At 63.0% G+C, this 13,505-nt stretch carries 12 protein-coding genes; 9 read left to right on the top strand and 3 right to left on the bottom strand.

Annotated elements, in window-relative coordinates:
• The first annotated feature begins 212 nt into the window (after positions 1-212).
• Entirely contained in the window at positions 213-2,618 is a 2,406-nt protein-coding gene (locus tag RHODMAR_RS11315; RefSeq protein ID WP_008714552.1) for an ATP-dependent Clp protease ATP-binding subunit, read from the top strand.
• A gap of 56 nt (positions 2,619-2,674) precedes the next feature.
• On the opposite strand, the gene RHODMAR_RS11310 is transcribed toward RHODMAR_RS11315, so the two are convergent.
• Positions 2,675-3,208 carry a hypothetical protein gene (locus RHODMAR_RS11310; protein WP_008714550.1) on the bottom strand — a complete coding sequence of 178 codons (534 nt, stop codon included), beginning with the start codon at positions 3,206-3,208 and terminating at the stop codon, positions 2,675-2,677.
• Between the two features lie 112 nt (positions 3,209-3,320).
• Between RHODMAR_RS11310 and RHODMAR_RS11305 the strand changes: the two genes are divergently transcribed.
• Both RHODMAR_RS11305 and RHODMAR_RS11300 read left to right on the top strand, forming a co-directional pair.
• Positions 3,321-4,697: an NAD-dependent succinate-semialdehyde dehydrogenase gene (locus RHODMAR_RS11305; RefSeq protein WP_042938806.1), complete on the top strand. Its 1,377-nt coding sequence runs from the start codon at positions 3,321-3,323 to the stop codon at positions 4,695-4,697.
• A gap of 143 nt (positions 4,698-4,840) precedes the next feature.
• Positions 4,841-5,704 carry an alpha/beta fold hydrolase gene (locus RHODMAR_RS11300; RefSeq protein WP_042938804.1) on the top strand — a complete coding sequence of 288 codons (864 nt, stop codon included), beginning with the start codon at positions 4,841-4,843 and terminating at the stop codon, positions 5,702-5,704.
• 2 nt (positions 5,705-5,706) lie between these two features.
• Here the strand turns inward: RHODMAR_RS11300 and RHODMAR_RS11295 are convergent, their stop codons facing one another.
• Positions 5,707-7,059 (bottom strand): cytochrome P450, encoded by a 1,353-nt coding sequence (locus RHODMAR_RS11295; RefSeq protein ID WP_008714546.1) that lies wholly within the window; start codon positions 7,057-7,059, stop codon positions 5,707-5,709.
• A gap of 85 nt (positions 7,060-7,144) precedes the next feature.
• On the opposite strand from RHODMAR_RS11295, the gene RHODMAR_RS11290 reads away from it, so the two are divergent.
• Positions 7,145-7,762, top strand: a complete 618-nt coding sequence (locus RHODMAR_RS11290; protein ID WP_008714544.1) for a TetR/AcrR family transcriptional regulator — start codon at positions 7,145-7,147, stop codon at positions 7,760-7,762.
• 9 nt (positions 7,763-7,771) lie between these two features.
• Here RHODMAR_RS11290 and RHODMAR_RS11285 read toward each other — a convergent pair whose 3' ends face one another.
• The gene (locus tag RHODMAR_RS11285) at positions 7,772-8,719 is read right to left on the bottom strand and encodes a sugar-binding transcriptional regulator (RefSeq protein WP_008714543.1); all 948 of its coding nucleotides are present in this window, start codon (positions 8,717-8,719) and stop codon (positions 7,772-7,774) included.
• Positions 8,720-8,854: 135 nt separating this feature from the next.
• Between RHODMAR_RS11285 and RHODMAR_RS28235 the strand changes: the two genes are divergently transcribed.
• From RHODMAR_RS28235 to RHODMAR_RS11265, 5 genes are all read left to right on the top strand, one after another.
• On the top strand, positions 8,855-9,028 hold the full coding sequence (locus tag RHODMAR_RS28235) for a hypothetical protein (protein ID WP_157226062.1): 174 nt from the start codon (positions 8,855-8,857) through the stop codon (positions 9,026-9,028).
• Positions 9,025-10,068: an NAD(P)-dependent alcohol dehydrogenase gene (locus RHODMAR_RS11280; RefSeq protein ID WP_042938802.1), complete on the top strand. Its 1,044-nt coding sequence runs from the start codon at positions 9,025-9,027 to the stop codon at positions 10,066-10,068. Before RHODMAR_RS28235 ends, RHODMAR_RS11280 begins: the two co-directional genes overlap by 4 nt.
• Positions 10,065-10,829, top strand: a complete 765-nt coding sequence (locus RHODMAR_RS11275; protein ID WP_008714539.1) for an SDR family NAD(P)-dependent oxidoreductase — start codon at positions 10,065-10,067, stop codon at positions 10,827-10,829. Before RHODMAR_RS11280 ends, RHODMAR_RS11275 begins: the two co-directional genes overlap by 4 nt.
• A 64-nt stretch (positions 10,830-10,893) precedes the next feature.
• Positions 10,894-12,462, top strand: a complete 1,569-nt coding sequence (locus RHODMAR_RS11270; protein ID WP_008714537.1) for a sugar ABC transporter ATP-binding protein — start codon at positions 10,894-10,896, stop codon at positions 12,460-12,462.
• The gene (locus tag RHODMAR_RS11265; RefSeq protein WP_008714536.1) at positions 12,459-13,478 is read left to right on the top strand and encodes an ABC transporter permease; all 1,020 of its coding nucleotides are present in this window, start codon (positions 12,459-12,461) and stop codon (positions 13,476-13,478) included. Before RHODMAR_RS11270 ends, RHODMAR_RS11265 begins: the two co-directional genes overlap by 4 nt.
• Positions 13,479-13,505 lie beyond the last annotated feature (27 nt).

Genomic DNA, 13,505 nt, shown 5'->3' with positions numbered 1-13,505 from the left:
TCAGAATCGCGCACCTACTGACCAGTAGCTTCGCTCTCGCCGCGAATTTGCGAGACATCGATGACGCAAGAGTCTTCGCGGACCGACGAGATGGCGTCGACGATGAGGTTGCTCGAAGCCGACAGCATAATTCACTCCGTCCCGGGAATTGATCGATACCTACGCAGGTTAGTTGAGTCGAAGACGCTCAACCCCTGTTATGGAGGAAATCAATGCCGGCATTCCTGGGACCAGAAGGCCCCCGTCGCATCGACATCAGTCGTCTGCTGAGCCAGTCCACCCAGTCGCTGATCGGCGACGCAGCCATGTTCGCGGCAGGCCGCGGCGACCGCGAACTCGATGCCCTGCACGTGCTCCACGTGATGGCACAGAACGACCCGACCCGCAGCCTGATGCAGCGCGCCGGAGCCCAGTCCCCCGCCGTCATCGACGCCGTCGAACTTCGGCTGCCGCAGTCTCGTAGCGAAGCTGCCGTCAGCGCCACAGCTTTGAGCAGCACCCTCAAGACCGCGATCCTCGAAGCGCACAACATCGCGCAGACACTGGGCTCGACATATATCGACCCCGAGCATCTCTTCCTGTCCTTCGCCGCCGATCGCGAACACATCGCCGGGCGCTTACTCGGCGAAGAAGGCATTACCCCCGAAGGCTTGCAGACCGCTCTACGCGGCGGATCGGTCGAGCCCGAGTCGAACTCGGAAACCCCGACGCTCGACAAGTACGGCATCGACCTGACCCAACGCGCCAGGGAGGGCGGCATCGATCCCGTCATCGGACGCACCGACGAGATCCAACAGACCATCGAGATCCTCTCGCGTCGAACCAAGAACAATCCCGTTCTGGTCTGTGAGGCCGGCGTCGGCAAGACTGCCGTCGTCGAAGGACTAGCACAGCGCATCGTCGACGGCGAGGTCCCCGAACGTCTGTCGAACAAGCGGATAGTTCAGCTGGACCTGTCGGCGATAGTCGCCGGAACCCGCTACCGAGGCGACTTCGAGGAACGTCTGACAAGCGTCATCGACGAGATCGTCGCGCACAAAGACGAACTCATCGTCTTCATCGACGAGGTCCACTCCATCGCGGGGGCAGGCGGCGGAGCAGACGGTGCGATGGATGCCGGAAACATCCTCAAGCCCAAGCTCGCTCGCGGCGAACTGCATATCGTCGGAGCCACCACCCTCGACGAGTACCGCATGAACATCGAAAAGGACCCCGCCCTCGAGCGTCGGTTCCAGCCGGTGACGGTGCCCGAACCCAGCGTGCCCGACGCCATCGCAATCCTCACCGGGTTGAAGAGCCGCTACGAGCAGCATCATGGCGTGAAATACACCGACGAAGCGATCAGTGCTGCAGTGGAATTGGCTGACCGGTATATCGGCGATCGGTTCCTTCCGGACAAGGCTATCGACCTCATCGACCAAGCCGGTGCCCGCAAGCAGTTGAGCCTGCCGAGCATCGACGCCGAGGCGATCGCCACGCAGCTCGCTGCGATCGACACCGACAAGTCAGCGGCGATTGCGTCCGAGGACTACGAACGCGCATCTGCGCTGCGCGACGAGGCGGCACAGTTGCAGATGCGGCTCGACGGAACAGTCACCGACACACCGGACGTGACCGCCGAGGACATCGCTTACGTCGTCTCTCGCTCCACCGGAATTCCGGCCAGTCAGATGACGACGGAGGAGAAGGAACGCCTGCTCACACTTGAGTCGGAACTGCACCGCCGCGTCGTCGGCCAAGACGAAGCGGTGAAGGCCATTGCTCGCGCAGTGCGCCGGAACAGAACCGGGATGAACGACCCGGATCGACCCGTCGGGAGCTTCCTGTTCCTCGGCCCCACCGGCGTCGGCAAGACAGAGCTCGCAAAGGCATTGGCCGCATCGCTTTTCGGTGACCAGAAGAAGCTACTGCGGCTCGACATGAGCGAGTTCGGTGAACGGCACACCGTCAGCCGGCTCCTCGGCGCTCCGCCCGGATACGTCGGTTACGGCGAAGCCGGACAGCTGACCGAGCAGGTGCGACGCAATCCGTATTCGGTGATCCTGCTCGACGAGATCGAGAAGGCACACCCGGACGTCTTCGACACGCTACTGCAGGTGCTAGACGACGGCCGGCTCACCGACGGCCAGGGCCGCACGGTGAACTTCCGGAACACCGTGGTGATCATGACGAGCAACCTCGGCTCGGACATCATTTCCAGCAAGTCCGGTGGCACCGGTTTCGCACTCGGCGCTGCCGACGAGAAGCCGATGCAAGACAAGGTGATGGGCAGACTGCGTGAGGCAATGCGGCCCGAGTTTCTCAACCGCATCGACGAGATAGTGGTGTTCCGCAAACTCGACGACGCGCAGTTACTCCGGATCACCGACCTGATGTTGCAGGAAAGCCGAGAGCGGCTCTCTGCGAGGGGTATCGAGATCACCTTCAGCGACTCGGCAATCGATTGGTTGGCGCACAACGGTCATCAACCGGAGTTCGGTGCACGCCCATTGCGCCGGGCCATTCAGCGATCTTTGGACGACAAGATCGCCGACCTGCTGCTCGATGACATCGTCACCGATGGTCGCACGGTCTCGGTGGACGTTACCGGTGACGAGCTGTCGCTGAACTGCGCCTGACGCCGACGTGGTGCGGTCGAGAGGCTACGCACGCCCCCGACCGCGCCACTCGTCCACTATCCGATCGGTGCCGGGCACTGACCGTTAGATTCACCGAGCGAGTTGATCTCGGCGTTCGATCGGGGATCGTTCGCATAGTCGATCTGGTTGGTGCATCTGTCATCCGGTACAGCATCGGGATCGGGGATGGTGCCACCGTTTTGAAAAGTGCAGACAGTCCCGTCGCACGTGCGTTTGTTTGCATCGATCTCGCGCTGTAGCACCTGATCGTGCACCGACTGGCAGTAGTCGCTGTACCCAGTGACGGTTCCGTCGGACCAGTAGGTGGTCACCGGGCCCAAGCCAGTTTCGCAGTCGACGATCACAGGCTCGGCTACCGCCGACTCGGAATCTGTCGGCGCGACGGGGGCAGCATCCTCGGCCTCCGGCGTTGCGGCCTGCGGCGGCGCAGGCGGTGACGTCGTCGCCGAAACAGTGATCGACACGGACGGGGCCGGCCCTACCGGGAGCGGCTGTGTGGGCGCGTCCGTACTGCAGGCGGCAAGAGCGGCGAACATCCCGACGAAGAGTGCAATCCGAGCAGTGCGCATGTCTCGATATCGACCTGCGACCTCGACTGCGTTACACAAGTCCTCACTGCACCGGAGGCGGCGATGTGTGCGGTGCGGAACAAATCGCCACCAGGAAGCCGTTGAACAAACTATGACAACCTACAAAACTGTCAATCCTGCCGACGGCACAACTGTCAAGGAATTCGAGACTCTCGACGCGGCCGGCGTCGAGCGCGCACTGACCGACGCACACGCCGGCTTCCAGACGTGGCGCAAGACTTCACCGAAGCACCGCGCAGAGATCCTGCACAAGGTCGCCGATCTCTACACCGAGCGTTCGGACGAGTTGGCCCGAACCATTTCGCTCGAAATGGGTAAACCCCTCACCGAATCCCAGGGCGAGGTGGAGCTGTCGTCCAACATCTACCGCTACTACGCCGACAACGGCCCCACGCTCCTCGAGGACGAGAAGCTCGACGTGCCCGGAGCAGAAGAGTCTGTGCTGCAGCGCAAGCCGGTAGGCGCACTCATCGGAGTCATGCCGTGGAACTTCCCGTACTACCAGGTTGCCCGGTTCGCCGGACCGAACCTGATGGTAGGCAACACGATTCTGCTCAAGCACGCTCCGAACTGCCCACAGTCGGCGCTGCTGATGGAAGAGATCTTCCAGCAGGCCGGACTCCCACAGGACGCGTACATCAACATCTTCGCGACCAACGAGCAGATCGCAGACATGATCGCCGACCCGCGCATCCAGGGCGTCTCACTCACCGGTAGCGAGCGGGCCGGAACCTCCGTCGCAGAGACCGCCGGACGCAACCTCAAGAAGGTCGTGCTCGAGCTCGGTGGATCGGACGTGTTCATCCTGCTCGACTCCGACGACATGGATGCCACCGTCGAATCGGCGACCCGCGCCCGGCTGTCCAACGCCGGCCAGGCCTGCAACACCGCCAAGCGCATCCTCGTCGCCGAGGACATCTACGACGAGTTCGTCACCAAGTTGACGGCCTCGTTCGAGGCAACGAAGACCGGTGACCCGTTGGACGCGAAGACCGTACTCGGACCGCTGTCCTCGCAGACCGCCGCAGACAACCTCATCGAGCAGATCGACGACGCCGTCGCCAAGGGCGCGACTCTGCTGACCGGCGGCAAGAAGATCGACGGACCGGGTGCCTACGTGCAGCCGACACTGTTGGCCGACGTCACCCCGGACATGCGCGCGTACAGCGAAGAGCTGTTCGGACCGGCCGGAGTGATCTACAAGGTCGAAAGCGCCCAGGCGGCAATCGAATTGGCCAATTCATCCGCCTACGGCTTGAGCGGATCGGTGTGGAGCGCGGACCTCGACAAGGCCCGCGACGTAGCCGAGCAGCTCGAGGTCGGCATGGCCTTCGTCAACGAGCACGGCACCACGCTCCCCGGCCTTCCGTTCGGCGGAGTCAAGCGCTCCGGCGTCGGCCGCGAACTGGGCCCCTGGGGCATGGACGAGTTCGTGAACAAGAAACTCGTGCGAGTCTCCGCGAAGTAAGCAGAACAGCATCGAGGACGCTCCCCGGCCCCATCGGCCGGGGAGCGTCTGCGTTCCCCGGCCGTCGAGCATTTCGCTCCGGTATCGACGGCGTAGGAGATAAGTTCGAGTTTCGTCCCCACCGCCGTTTCGAGGAGTCACCCGTGGCCAACGCATCGTCGTTCGTATCCAAGCAGGACGACATCGAGATCAGTACCTACACCTGGGCTACGTCCGCCGACCCAGCTCGCGGCGTCGTTCAAATCGCGCACGGACTCGCCGAGCACGGCAGCCGCTACGCCCGGTTCGCCGCCGCTCTCAATGACGCCGGGTTCCATGTCGTCGCCTCCGATCATCGCGGCCACGGCCAGTCGATCGTCGAGACCCCGGGCGACTTCGGCGCCGCTGCCTTCGCCGGACTGTGGGCCGACATCGAGCAGCTCGGCGAATCATTGCTCAACGAGTACCCGGATCTACCACTGTTCCTGTTTGCACATTCGATGGGATCGTTTGCCGCGCAGCATCTTCTGATCGAACGATCGGACCTGTACGAGGGCGTGGTGCTGTCGGGTTCGACCACCCTGAACGTCCTGGCCGCCGGCATGGCCGACGCCCCGGCAGGCGACCTGAGCGTGTTCAACGCCGCCTTCGAGCACCGCACCGGGTACGAGTGGCTCTCCCGCGACGAGGCCGAAGTGGACGCCTACGTCGCCGACCCGCTGTGCGGGTTCGACCTCCCGGAGTCGACGGTTCCGGCACTGTTCGGTGAGGCCGACAAGCTCGCCGACCCACACAACCTCGAGCAGATCCGCTCCGACCTCCCGCTGCTCATCACCTCGGGAACCGAGGACCCGCTCGCCGGCGGTGGGCAGTTGATCGAAACCCTCGCTGCCCGATACCGCGAGGCCGGTATGAGCGACGTGACCGTCACCCTCTATCCCGGTGCCCGCCACGAGATTCTCAACGAGACCAATCGCGACGAGATCACCGCGAACATCATCGGCTGGCTCACCGACCACATCGGGTAGAGCTACCGCCGTCGCAGCTGCACCGGCTGCCCGTCCTCCGGGAAGGGCAGCGACGTGAAGTTCAGTGGTGCCACGTAATCGGGGTCGACCGACCAATCGAACCGCAACAGCAGGTGATGCATGATCGTCTTGATCTCCGCGCCGGCGAAGAACATCCCGATGCATTTGTGCACTCCGCCGCCGAACGGTTCCCACGCGTAGCGGTGCACCTTGTCTTCCCGACGATCGTCGGCGAATCGGCCGGGATCGAACTCCTCGGGATTCGGCCAGTACTGCGCCATGTGGTGGGTGAAGTGTGGGGCGACCGACGCATACGTCCCCGCGGGGACGAACTTGCCCTGCACCTCGGTGTCTTTCACCGCGCGGCGTGCGACCACCGGGGTGGGCGAGACCAGCCGCAAGCACTCCTTCATCACCAGATCGACGCTGGGGAGTTCGTCCAGTTGCGCGAGCGTCGGTGCATCGGTGCCCAACGCCTCGGACTCCGCGCGGCACTTGTCCCGCCACTCCGGGTGCTGCCCGAGGTACTGCATCATCGTCGACAACGTGATGGTCGACGTGTCGTGGGCGGCCATGAGCAGAAAGATCATGTGGTCGATCACTTCGTCGTCCGAGAAGCGCTCACCGTTATCTCCCTCGATGTGGCAGAGGACGGAGAAGAGGTCGTCGGATTCCGTTGCACGCCTGGCCGGTAGATAGCGCCGAAAGAAGTCGACCAGCACTGCGCGGCCGTCGAGGCCGCGCTTCCACCGGGTCCCGGGAACTCGGTAGCGGACGATCGATGTCGCTGCCTGCACGCACGCGACGAAACTGGCATTGACCTCGGCGATGTCCGCGTCCGTGCTCCCCTCGGCACCGCCCATGAAGATCGACGTGGCGACCTCGAGTGTCAGGGCCTTCAGCGCCGGATAGACCTGAAAGTCTCGTCCGCCCTGCCAAGCGTCCAATCCCGTCGCGGTGACCGGGTTCAACGCGTCTACAGATTTGGTGAGCCGATCGCGGGTGAAGGCTTGCTGCATGATTCGGCGATGGCGCAGGTGCTCCTCGGAGTCGAGCAACATCAACCCGCCGTGAAAGAACGGCCCGATGAGCAGAGACCACCCGTCCCCGTTCGCGAACGCCTTGTCCGCGTTCTGCAACACCTGCTGGCACGCATCGGGGCCCAACACGGTGATCCACTTCTGCCCGGCCATCGTCAACCAGGACACCTCGCCGTACTTTTCCCACCGACTCCCGAGCAGCTTGAGGGGGTCCCGGATGTATTCGAGAGTGTGGCCTACGACGGGCAGACCCCCGTCACCGAATACAGGTTCGAGAGTTGAATCAGCTGGTGGAGCAGCCAGAGCGCGTCCCATTGTCGACCTCCGTCAATCTGACAGAGCGGCCTGTCAGATGAGATGTAGTCTGCGTCACACCTGCTCTGTCTGTCAAGATCTACTCATGGCCTCCACCACGCGCCGCTACAACGGCATGAGCGCCGACGATCGACTTGCCGACCGTCGGGCACGGCTGCTCGACGCCGGACTCGAGGTGTTCGCCACCGCCGGAGCCGGGGGCACGACCATGACCGCGATCTGCGCACAGGCCAAGCTCACCGAGCGCTACTTCTACGAAAACTTCAGCAGCAGAGACGATCTACTCGAACGAGTGGTGGACGCGATATCCGATGAAATCCGCGCCAAGGCCCTGAGCGCACTCCACTCGCCCGCGCCTACCGTCGAAGAGCAGGTGCACAACGCCATCGACGCGTTCGTCGGTGTTCTCACCGAGGACCCGCGCAAGGGCCGCGTCGCGATGATCGAGTCACTGGCCGTCGACTCACTGCGGGCGTACCGACGAAAGTCCATGCGCGCCTTCGCACATCTGGTCGCCGAGCAATCACGAGAGCTCTACGGCGACCAGGCCTATCCGCAACCGCAGTCGGAAATCAACGGGCTGCTGTTCATCGGTGGACTCGCCGAACTGGTGATCGCGTGGTTGAACGACGAAATCGACATCACCCCAGCCGACATCGTCGACGCTGCGACCCGACAGTTCATCGCGGCGGCACACCGATGAACCCGCACCTCATCCCACCAGGCCTGCAGCCAATCCGGCATCGACGATCAACGAGGAGACCAGCCCCGACTCGACAACCGCCCGCACCGCGCGCAGCTTCGACTGTCCGGCCGCTATAGCGATGACCTGATCGATACCACGAAGCGCATTCTCCGACAAGGCCATTCGGCGATCTTCGAGGCCCTCGACACGTTTGCCTTCACCGTCGAGCAGTAGGGCACAAGACTCGGCCACCACTCCCCTGTCTGCCCACTGCGCGGATTCGGCGGGTGTGAGGAGGTCGTACACCTGAGACAGGCCCGGCTCCCACGCACCCACCGAGACAACCGCTTTGGTCACAGAATCATGGTGCCGGAAGGTTTCCTGAATTCCACGACTGCTGCGAAGCGAGGCACACGTCGTCGGATCCTCGACCAGCAATGGCGCATACATCGACCAGGCACGACCGCCACCCAATTGCGTGATCCTGCGGACCAACTCGGCCGAGGTCGAGCCGACCGATCCTGCCATTCCGGTCAACTGGACCACATCGCACGCGGCAATTCTCTCCAAGTGCGCGGTCATACTGGCGAGCGTGCGACCGCAATCGATGCCGAGCACGTCGCGGTCGGTGATGATCTCACTGAGCAGATCAGCGGTGATGCGCCCCACCGCATCCCACAGTACTTGCTGATCTTCCGTAGCCGCCCGTACCGCAAAGGCCATCTTCAGTCCGAACATGTCCCTGAGCGCTCGAGACAGTTCGATGTCGATCGACTCAGGAGCATGTACGGCAATCTCGACCATCCCGGACGCGACCGCATCTTCGAGGATTCGGGCAACCTTGAAGCGCGAAAGCCCGAATTCTTCGGCGATCTGCACTCGAGTTCGGTCGTCCAGGTAGTAGCGCCTCGCTATGAGACCCTGCTGAACCAATTCCTCTGGTCCGACACGTCGGATCTCCCGTTCGCTGGCCATCCCCCACCTTTCCGAGCACTGTCCGATCATTATCCCAGACCAACTAGCGCTCACATGAGCGAAGCCGTTGACAAGCGAGCATAGCCCTGTGCATGATCCATGTCACAACGACACATGAGCATCGAGGTGTGACACATGAGCGGGAACGACGTGGCACATCAGCGTCTCGCACAGTCGGTGCTGGTCCACGGAAGGCGCAGTAATGGGCTGTTTCCCCGGCACCGTCGAAGCAAGCGTGTGACCGTCGCGCATGTGGTCGTCGACCGCGACCTGTTCGTCGAACCTGCACTGTTGGAAGGACAATCATGACCACCACAACACCATCGCCGCCCGCATCCACGATGCGCGCCAGCGTTATGACCGGGGTAAGAACGCTCGAGATCGAAGACCGCGCAATTCCCAGTCCCGGACCGTACGAGGTACTGGTCGAGGTCGCCGCGGTCGGCGTGTGCGGATCAGACGTCCACTACTACCGTGACGGTCGAATCGGCGATTTTGTTGTCGCCGAGCCCATGGTCCTCGGTCACGAGCTGTCCGGTCGCATTGCCGCCGTCGGCGAGAACGTCGACCAGAGCCGGGTGGGACAGCGGGTCGCCGTCGAACCCCAACATCCGTGCCGCCGCTGCACCCAGTGCACCGCCGGTCGCTACAACCTCTGCCCCGACATGAAGTTCTATGCGACCCCTCCGATCGACGGCGCTTTCTGCCGGTACGTCACCATCGATGCGAATTTCGCACACGCTGTTCCGGATTCCATGTCCGACGACGCCGCCGCCCTACTGGAACCACTGTCGGTGGCAGTCGCGACCATGCGCAAGGCCGGCGTCGTCCCGGGCTCCTCGATTCTCATCGCCGGTGCCGGCCCTATCGGCATCATCACCGCGCAGGCCGCTCGAGCTTTCGGTGCCGCACGAATCGTCGTCTCCGATCCAGTCCAGGAACGTCGTGAACGCGCCCTGACCTTCGGAGCGACCGAGATCATCGACCCGATTGCTCACGATGTCGCCGCACTCGATCCCCAGGTCGACGTATTCGTGGACGCGAGCGGCGCGATTCCAGCCGTGCAGAGCGGCATCCGCGCCGTAGGACCCGCAGGACGGGTCGTGTTGGTCGGTGTGGGCAACGACAATTACCCGCTTCCGGTCAGTCACATCCAGAACCTCGAGATCACCGTGACCGGAGTGTTCCGCTACACCGACACCTGGCCGGCTGCAATCCACCTCGTCGCATCGGGTTCGGTCGATCTCGACCGTCTCGTCACCGGTCGATACGACCTCGATCACGTCGCCGAAGCACTCGAAAGCGACACCGATCCCGCCAGCCTCAAGTCGATAGTGGTGCCCAGATGAGCAGCAACCCTTTCGATCTCACCGGTCGAACGGCCATTGTCACGGGCGGAAACCAAGGACTCGGCCGCGCATTCGCGTTCGGGCTCGCGGCAGCCGGAGCGCGTGTCGCCATCGCGGGCCGCAACACCGAGCGCAACGACTCAGTGGTAGCCGAGGCTGCCGCCGCCGGATACGAATTCACCGCGATCACTGCCGACATCACTCGACGTGACGACATCGATCGCATGACCGCCGAGGCCGTCCACGCGCTCGGACACGTCGATATCCTCGTCAACAACGCAGGCACCTGCTACCACAACGACTCGTGGGACGTGACCGAAGAGCAGTGGGACGACGTCTTCGACCTCAACGTGAAAGCGTTGTGGGAGTGCAGCATCTCCGTCGGCGCACACATGCGCGAACGCCGAAGCGGCTCCATCGTCAACATCGGATCCATCTCCGGCATCATCGTCAACCGACCTCAAATGCAGCCCGCCTACAACGCATCCAAAGCGGCCGTCCACCAGCTGACCAAATCACTTGCAGCCGAATGGGGCCCGCTCGGAATTCGCGTCAATGCCGTGGCACCCGGTTACTGCAAAACCGAGATGGCCCCAGTGGATCGACCGGAATTTCAGCGCTACTGGATCGAGGACGCACCGATGCAGCGGTACGCCATGCCGGAGGAAATCTCTCCGTCCGTGGTGTTCCTGGCCAGCGACGCAGCGAGTTTCGTCACCGGATCGGTTCTCGTCGCCGACGGAGGGTACACGGCATGGTGATGGCCCGGGCCGTCCGGCGTATACCCGGACACGCGAAAACTCTCATCGCAGTGGGTGAGCGGTCGTGACCGGCCTGCTGCAGTGCCGGGATCTGACCAAGAGCTTCGGCGGTGTGCCGGTACTGAAGGGGATCTCGCTCGATCTGCAACCCGGCACCGTCACCGCGCTCGCTGGGGAGAACGGAGCCGGAAAGTCCACTCTCATGAAAATCGCGACAGGTCAGCTGCGTGCCGATGCAGGTTCCGTCACGATCGGCGACCACAGGCTCTCCTCGGGAGATCCCCGAGATGCCGTGCGCCACGGTGTGGCGATCGTTCCTCAGGAGCTTGCCTCGATCGACGACATGACGGTCTACGAGAACATGTTCGTCGGACGTGAGAAGCGAAGAGGGATCTTTCTCGACCGCCGCGCAATGATCGACGAAGCCGCCCAGACCCTGGGCATCTTCGACGTCTCCATTTCGCCGACGGCTCGCATGGGATCACTTCCGGTCGGTTTGCGTCAGATCATCGAAATCGTCAAAGCCGCTCGGACCGGGGCCGAGGTCGTCATGTTGGACGAACCGACTTCCGCGATCTCCGAGCGTGAGACCGAGGGCCTGTACAAGGTCATGCGACAACTTCGTGATCGCGGCGTTGCAATGGTGTACACCACTCACAAAATGGCCGAGATTCGCGCTATTGCAGATCGAGTAGTCGTACTGCGCGACGGCAAGCTGATCACGGACGAGAGCTTGGCGGACATCACCGACGACGAGATCGTGACCGCGATGATCGGTCGCGAACTCGACAACCTCTTCCCGACGGTCGGCACCGATACCGGAGCAGTCGTGTTGGAAGTCGACAACCTTCAGGTCGCGGGCGCATCCGCGCCGGTGAATCTCACGGTGAGACGAGGTGAAATAGTCGGCCTCGCAGGCCTGGTGGGTGCCGGTCGCACCGAACTTCTCGAAGCACTGTTCGGTATGCGTGCGGTGACTTCCGGCTCGATCAAGATCGATGGCCGCACTGTGCCTACTGGAAAGCCGGCGGCCGCGATCACAGCCGGCATGGCAATGGTCCCCGAGGACCGCAAAGTCAACGGCGTCGTACTGTCGATGAGTGTGTTGGACAACGGTTCCCTGCCTCGCCTGTCCAAGTTCAGCATCGCGGGTTGGCTGCGCAACAAGGTGCGGGCCGAGGAAGTCTCGACTGCCATGGATTCGGTTCGGCTGCGGAGTCGCGGACTGAGCCAGAGCGTCGGCACTCTGTCCGGCGGAAATCAGCAGAAAGTTGTGCTCGCGCGTTGGCTGACCGGAACCGTCGATGTCCTTTTGCTCGACGAGCCGACCCGAGGCGTGGACGTGGGAGCACGCTCCGAGATCTACCGCATCATCACCGAGTTCGCCGGACGTGGAATGGCCGTGGTCATGGCGTCCTCGGACATGTTGGAAATCGTCGGACTCTCCCATCGAGCGTTCGTCATGCGTGAGGGCGCATTCGTCGGAGAACTCGATCGAGCTGCCCTCGACCATCCCGAGGTCCAGGATTCGGTGTTCCGCATGGCCGCCGCGCTGGACTCGAGAAGTCAGGTCGACACCCGCACAACCGTTGCGACCGAGGCTCGGTCGCCACTCGAGGAGGCAAAGCAGTGACAACACCCGTCGCCGAACCGGACGAGAAGACGTCCACCTCGGCCATAACAGGTGAACCCGCCAGTAGGTTCTCAGGTGCCTGGGCCGGGGCCCTGGCACTGCGCTACTCGATGGTCATCGTCATGATGCTCGTCATCGCCTACTTCTCCTACCGCAGTGCGCGATTCGGAACTCCAGACAACCTGCAGACCATTCTCGTTGCGGCCGCACCGTTTGCCCTGATCGCCCTGGGTCAGACTCTGGTGATCCTGACCGGCGGCATCGACCTCTCCGTGGGAAGCGTCATCGCGGTTTCCGCCATGTCGTCCGCAGCGGTCGCCAAGGCCAACCCCGGCCAGATCTGGATGACGGTTCTGGTCGCCATGGCCGTGGGGCTCATCGCAGGCTGCATCAACGGCTTCCTGGTATCCCGAATCAATGTGCCTCCGTTCATCGCTACCCTCGGTATGCTTACTGCTGGTTCAGGTTTCGCATACGTCATCGGTGGCGGCGCACCCATAAACGGCCTGCCGTCCGAGTTCGGTCAAATCGCCAACACCAAGATCTTCGGACTCCAGATCCCCGTGCTCGTGATGATCATCGGCATCGTCGTCCTCGCGGTGATCATGAAGCGCACTGCCTACGGCATGCGTGTCTATGCCGTCGGCGGCAACCGCACAGCCGCCGAGATCGCGGGTATCAACGCAAAGAACATTCTGTTCAGCGTGTACGCAATCTCCGGTCTCCTCGCCGGTCTGTCCGGTGTGATGCTCGCCTCACGAGTGATCTCCGGGCCGCCCAACCTCGGGCAAGGCTACGAGCTCGACGCCATCGCCGCCGTGGTGATCGGCGGTGCGAGCCTGATGGGCGGACGCGGCACCATTTGGGGAACTGCGCTCGGCCTGTTCATGATTCAGACCCTCAACAACGGACTCGACCTGCTTGTGGTTCCCGCCTACTGGCAAGACGTCATCAAGGGTGTCCTGATCGTGGCCGCCGTATCGGTCGACGTCTGGTCGTCCAAACGAAGAATCTGATCGACCCACCTGCCCGACACCCGTTAT

The organism is Rhodococcus sp. AW25M09, assembly GCF_000333955.1.
Classification (GTDB): domain Bacteria; phylum Actinomycetota; class Actinomycetes; order Mycobacteriales; family Mycobacteriaceae; genus Rhodococcoides.
Note: the sequence above shows the minus strand (reverse complement) of the source record. Positions and strands in the feature narration are given on the sequence as shown.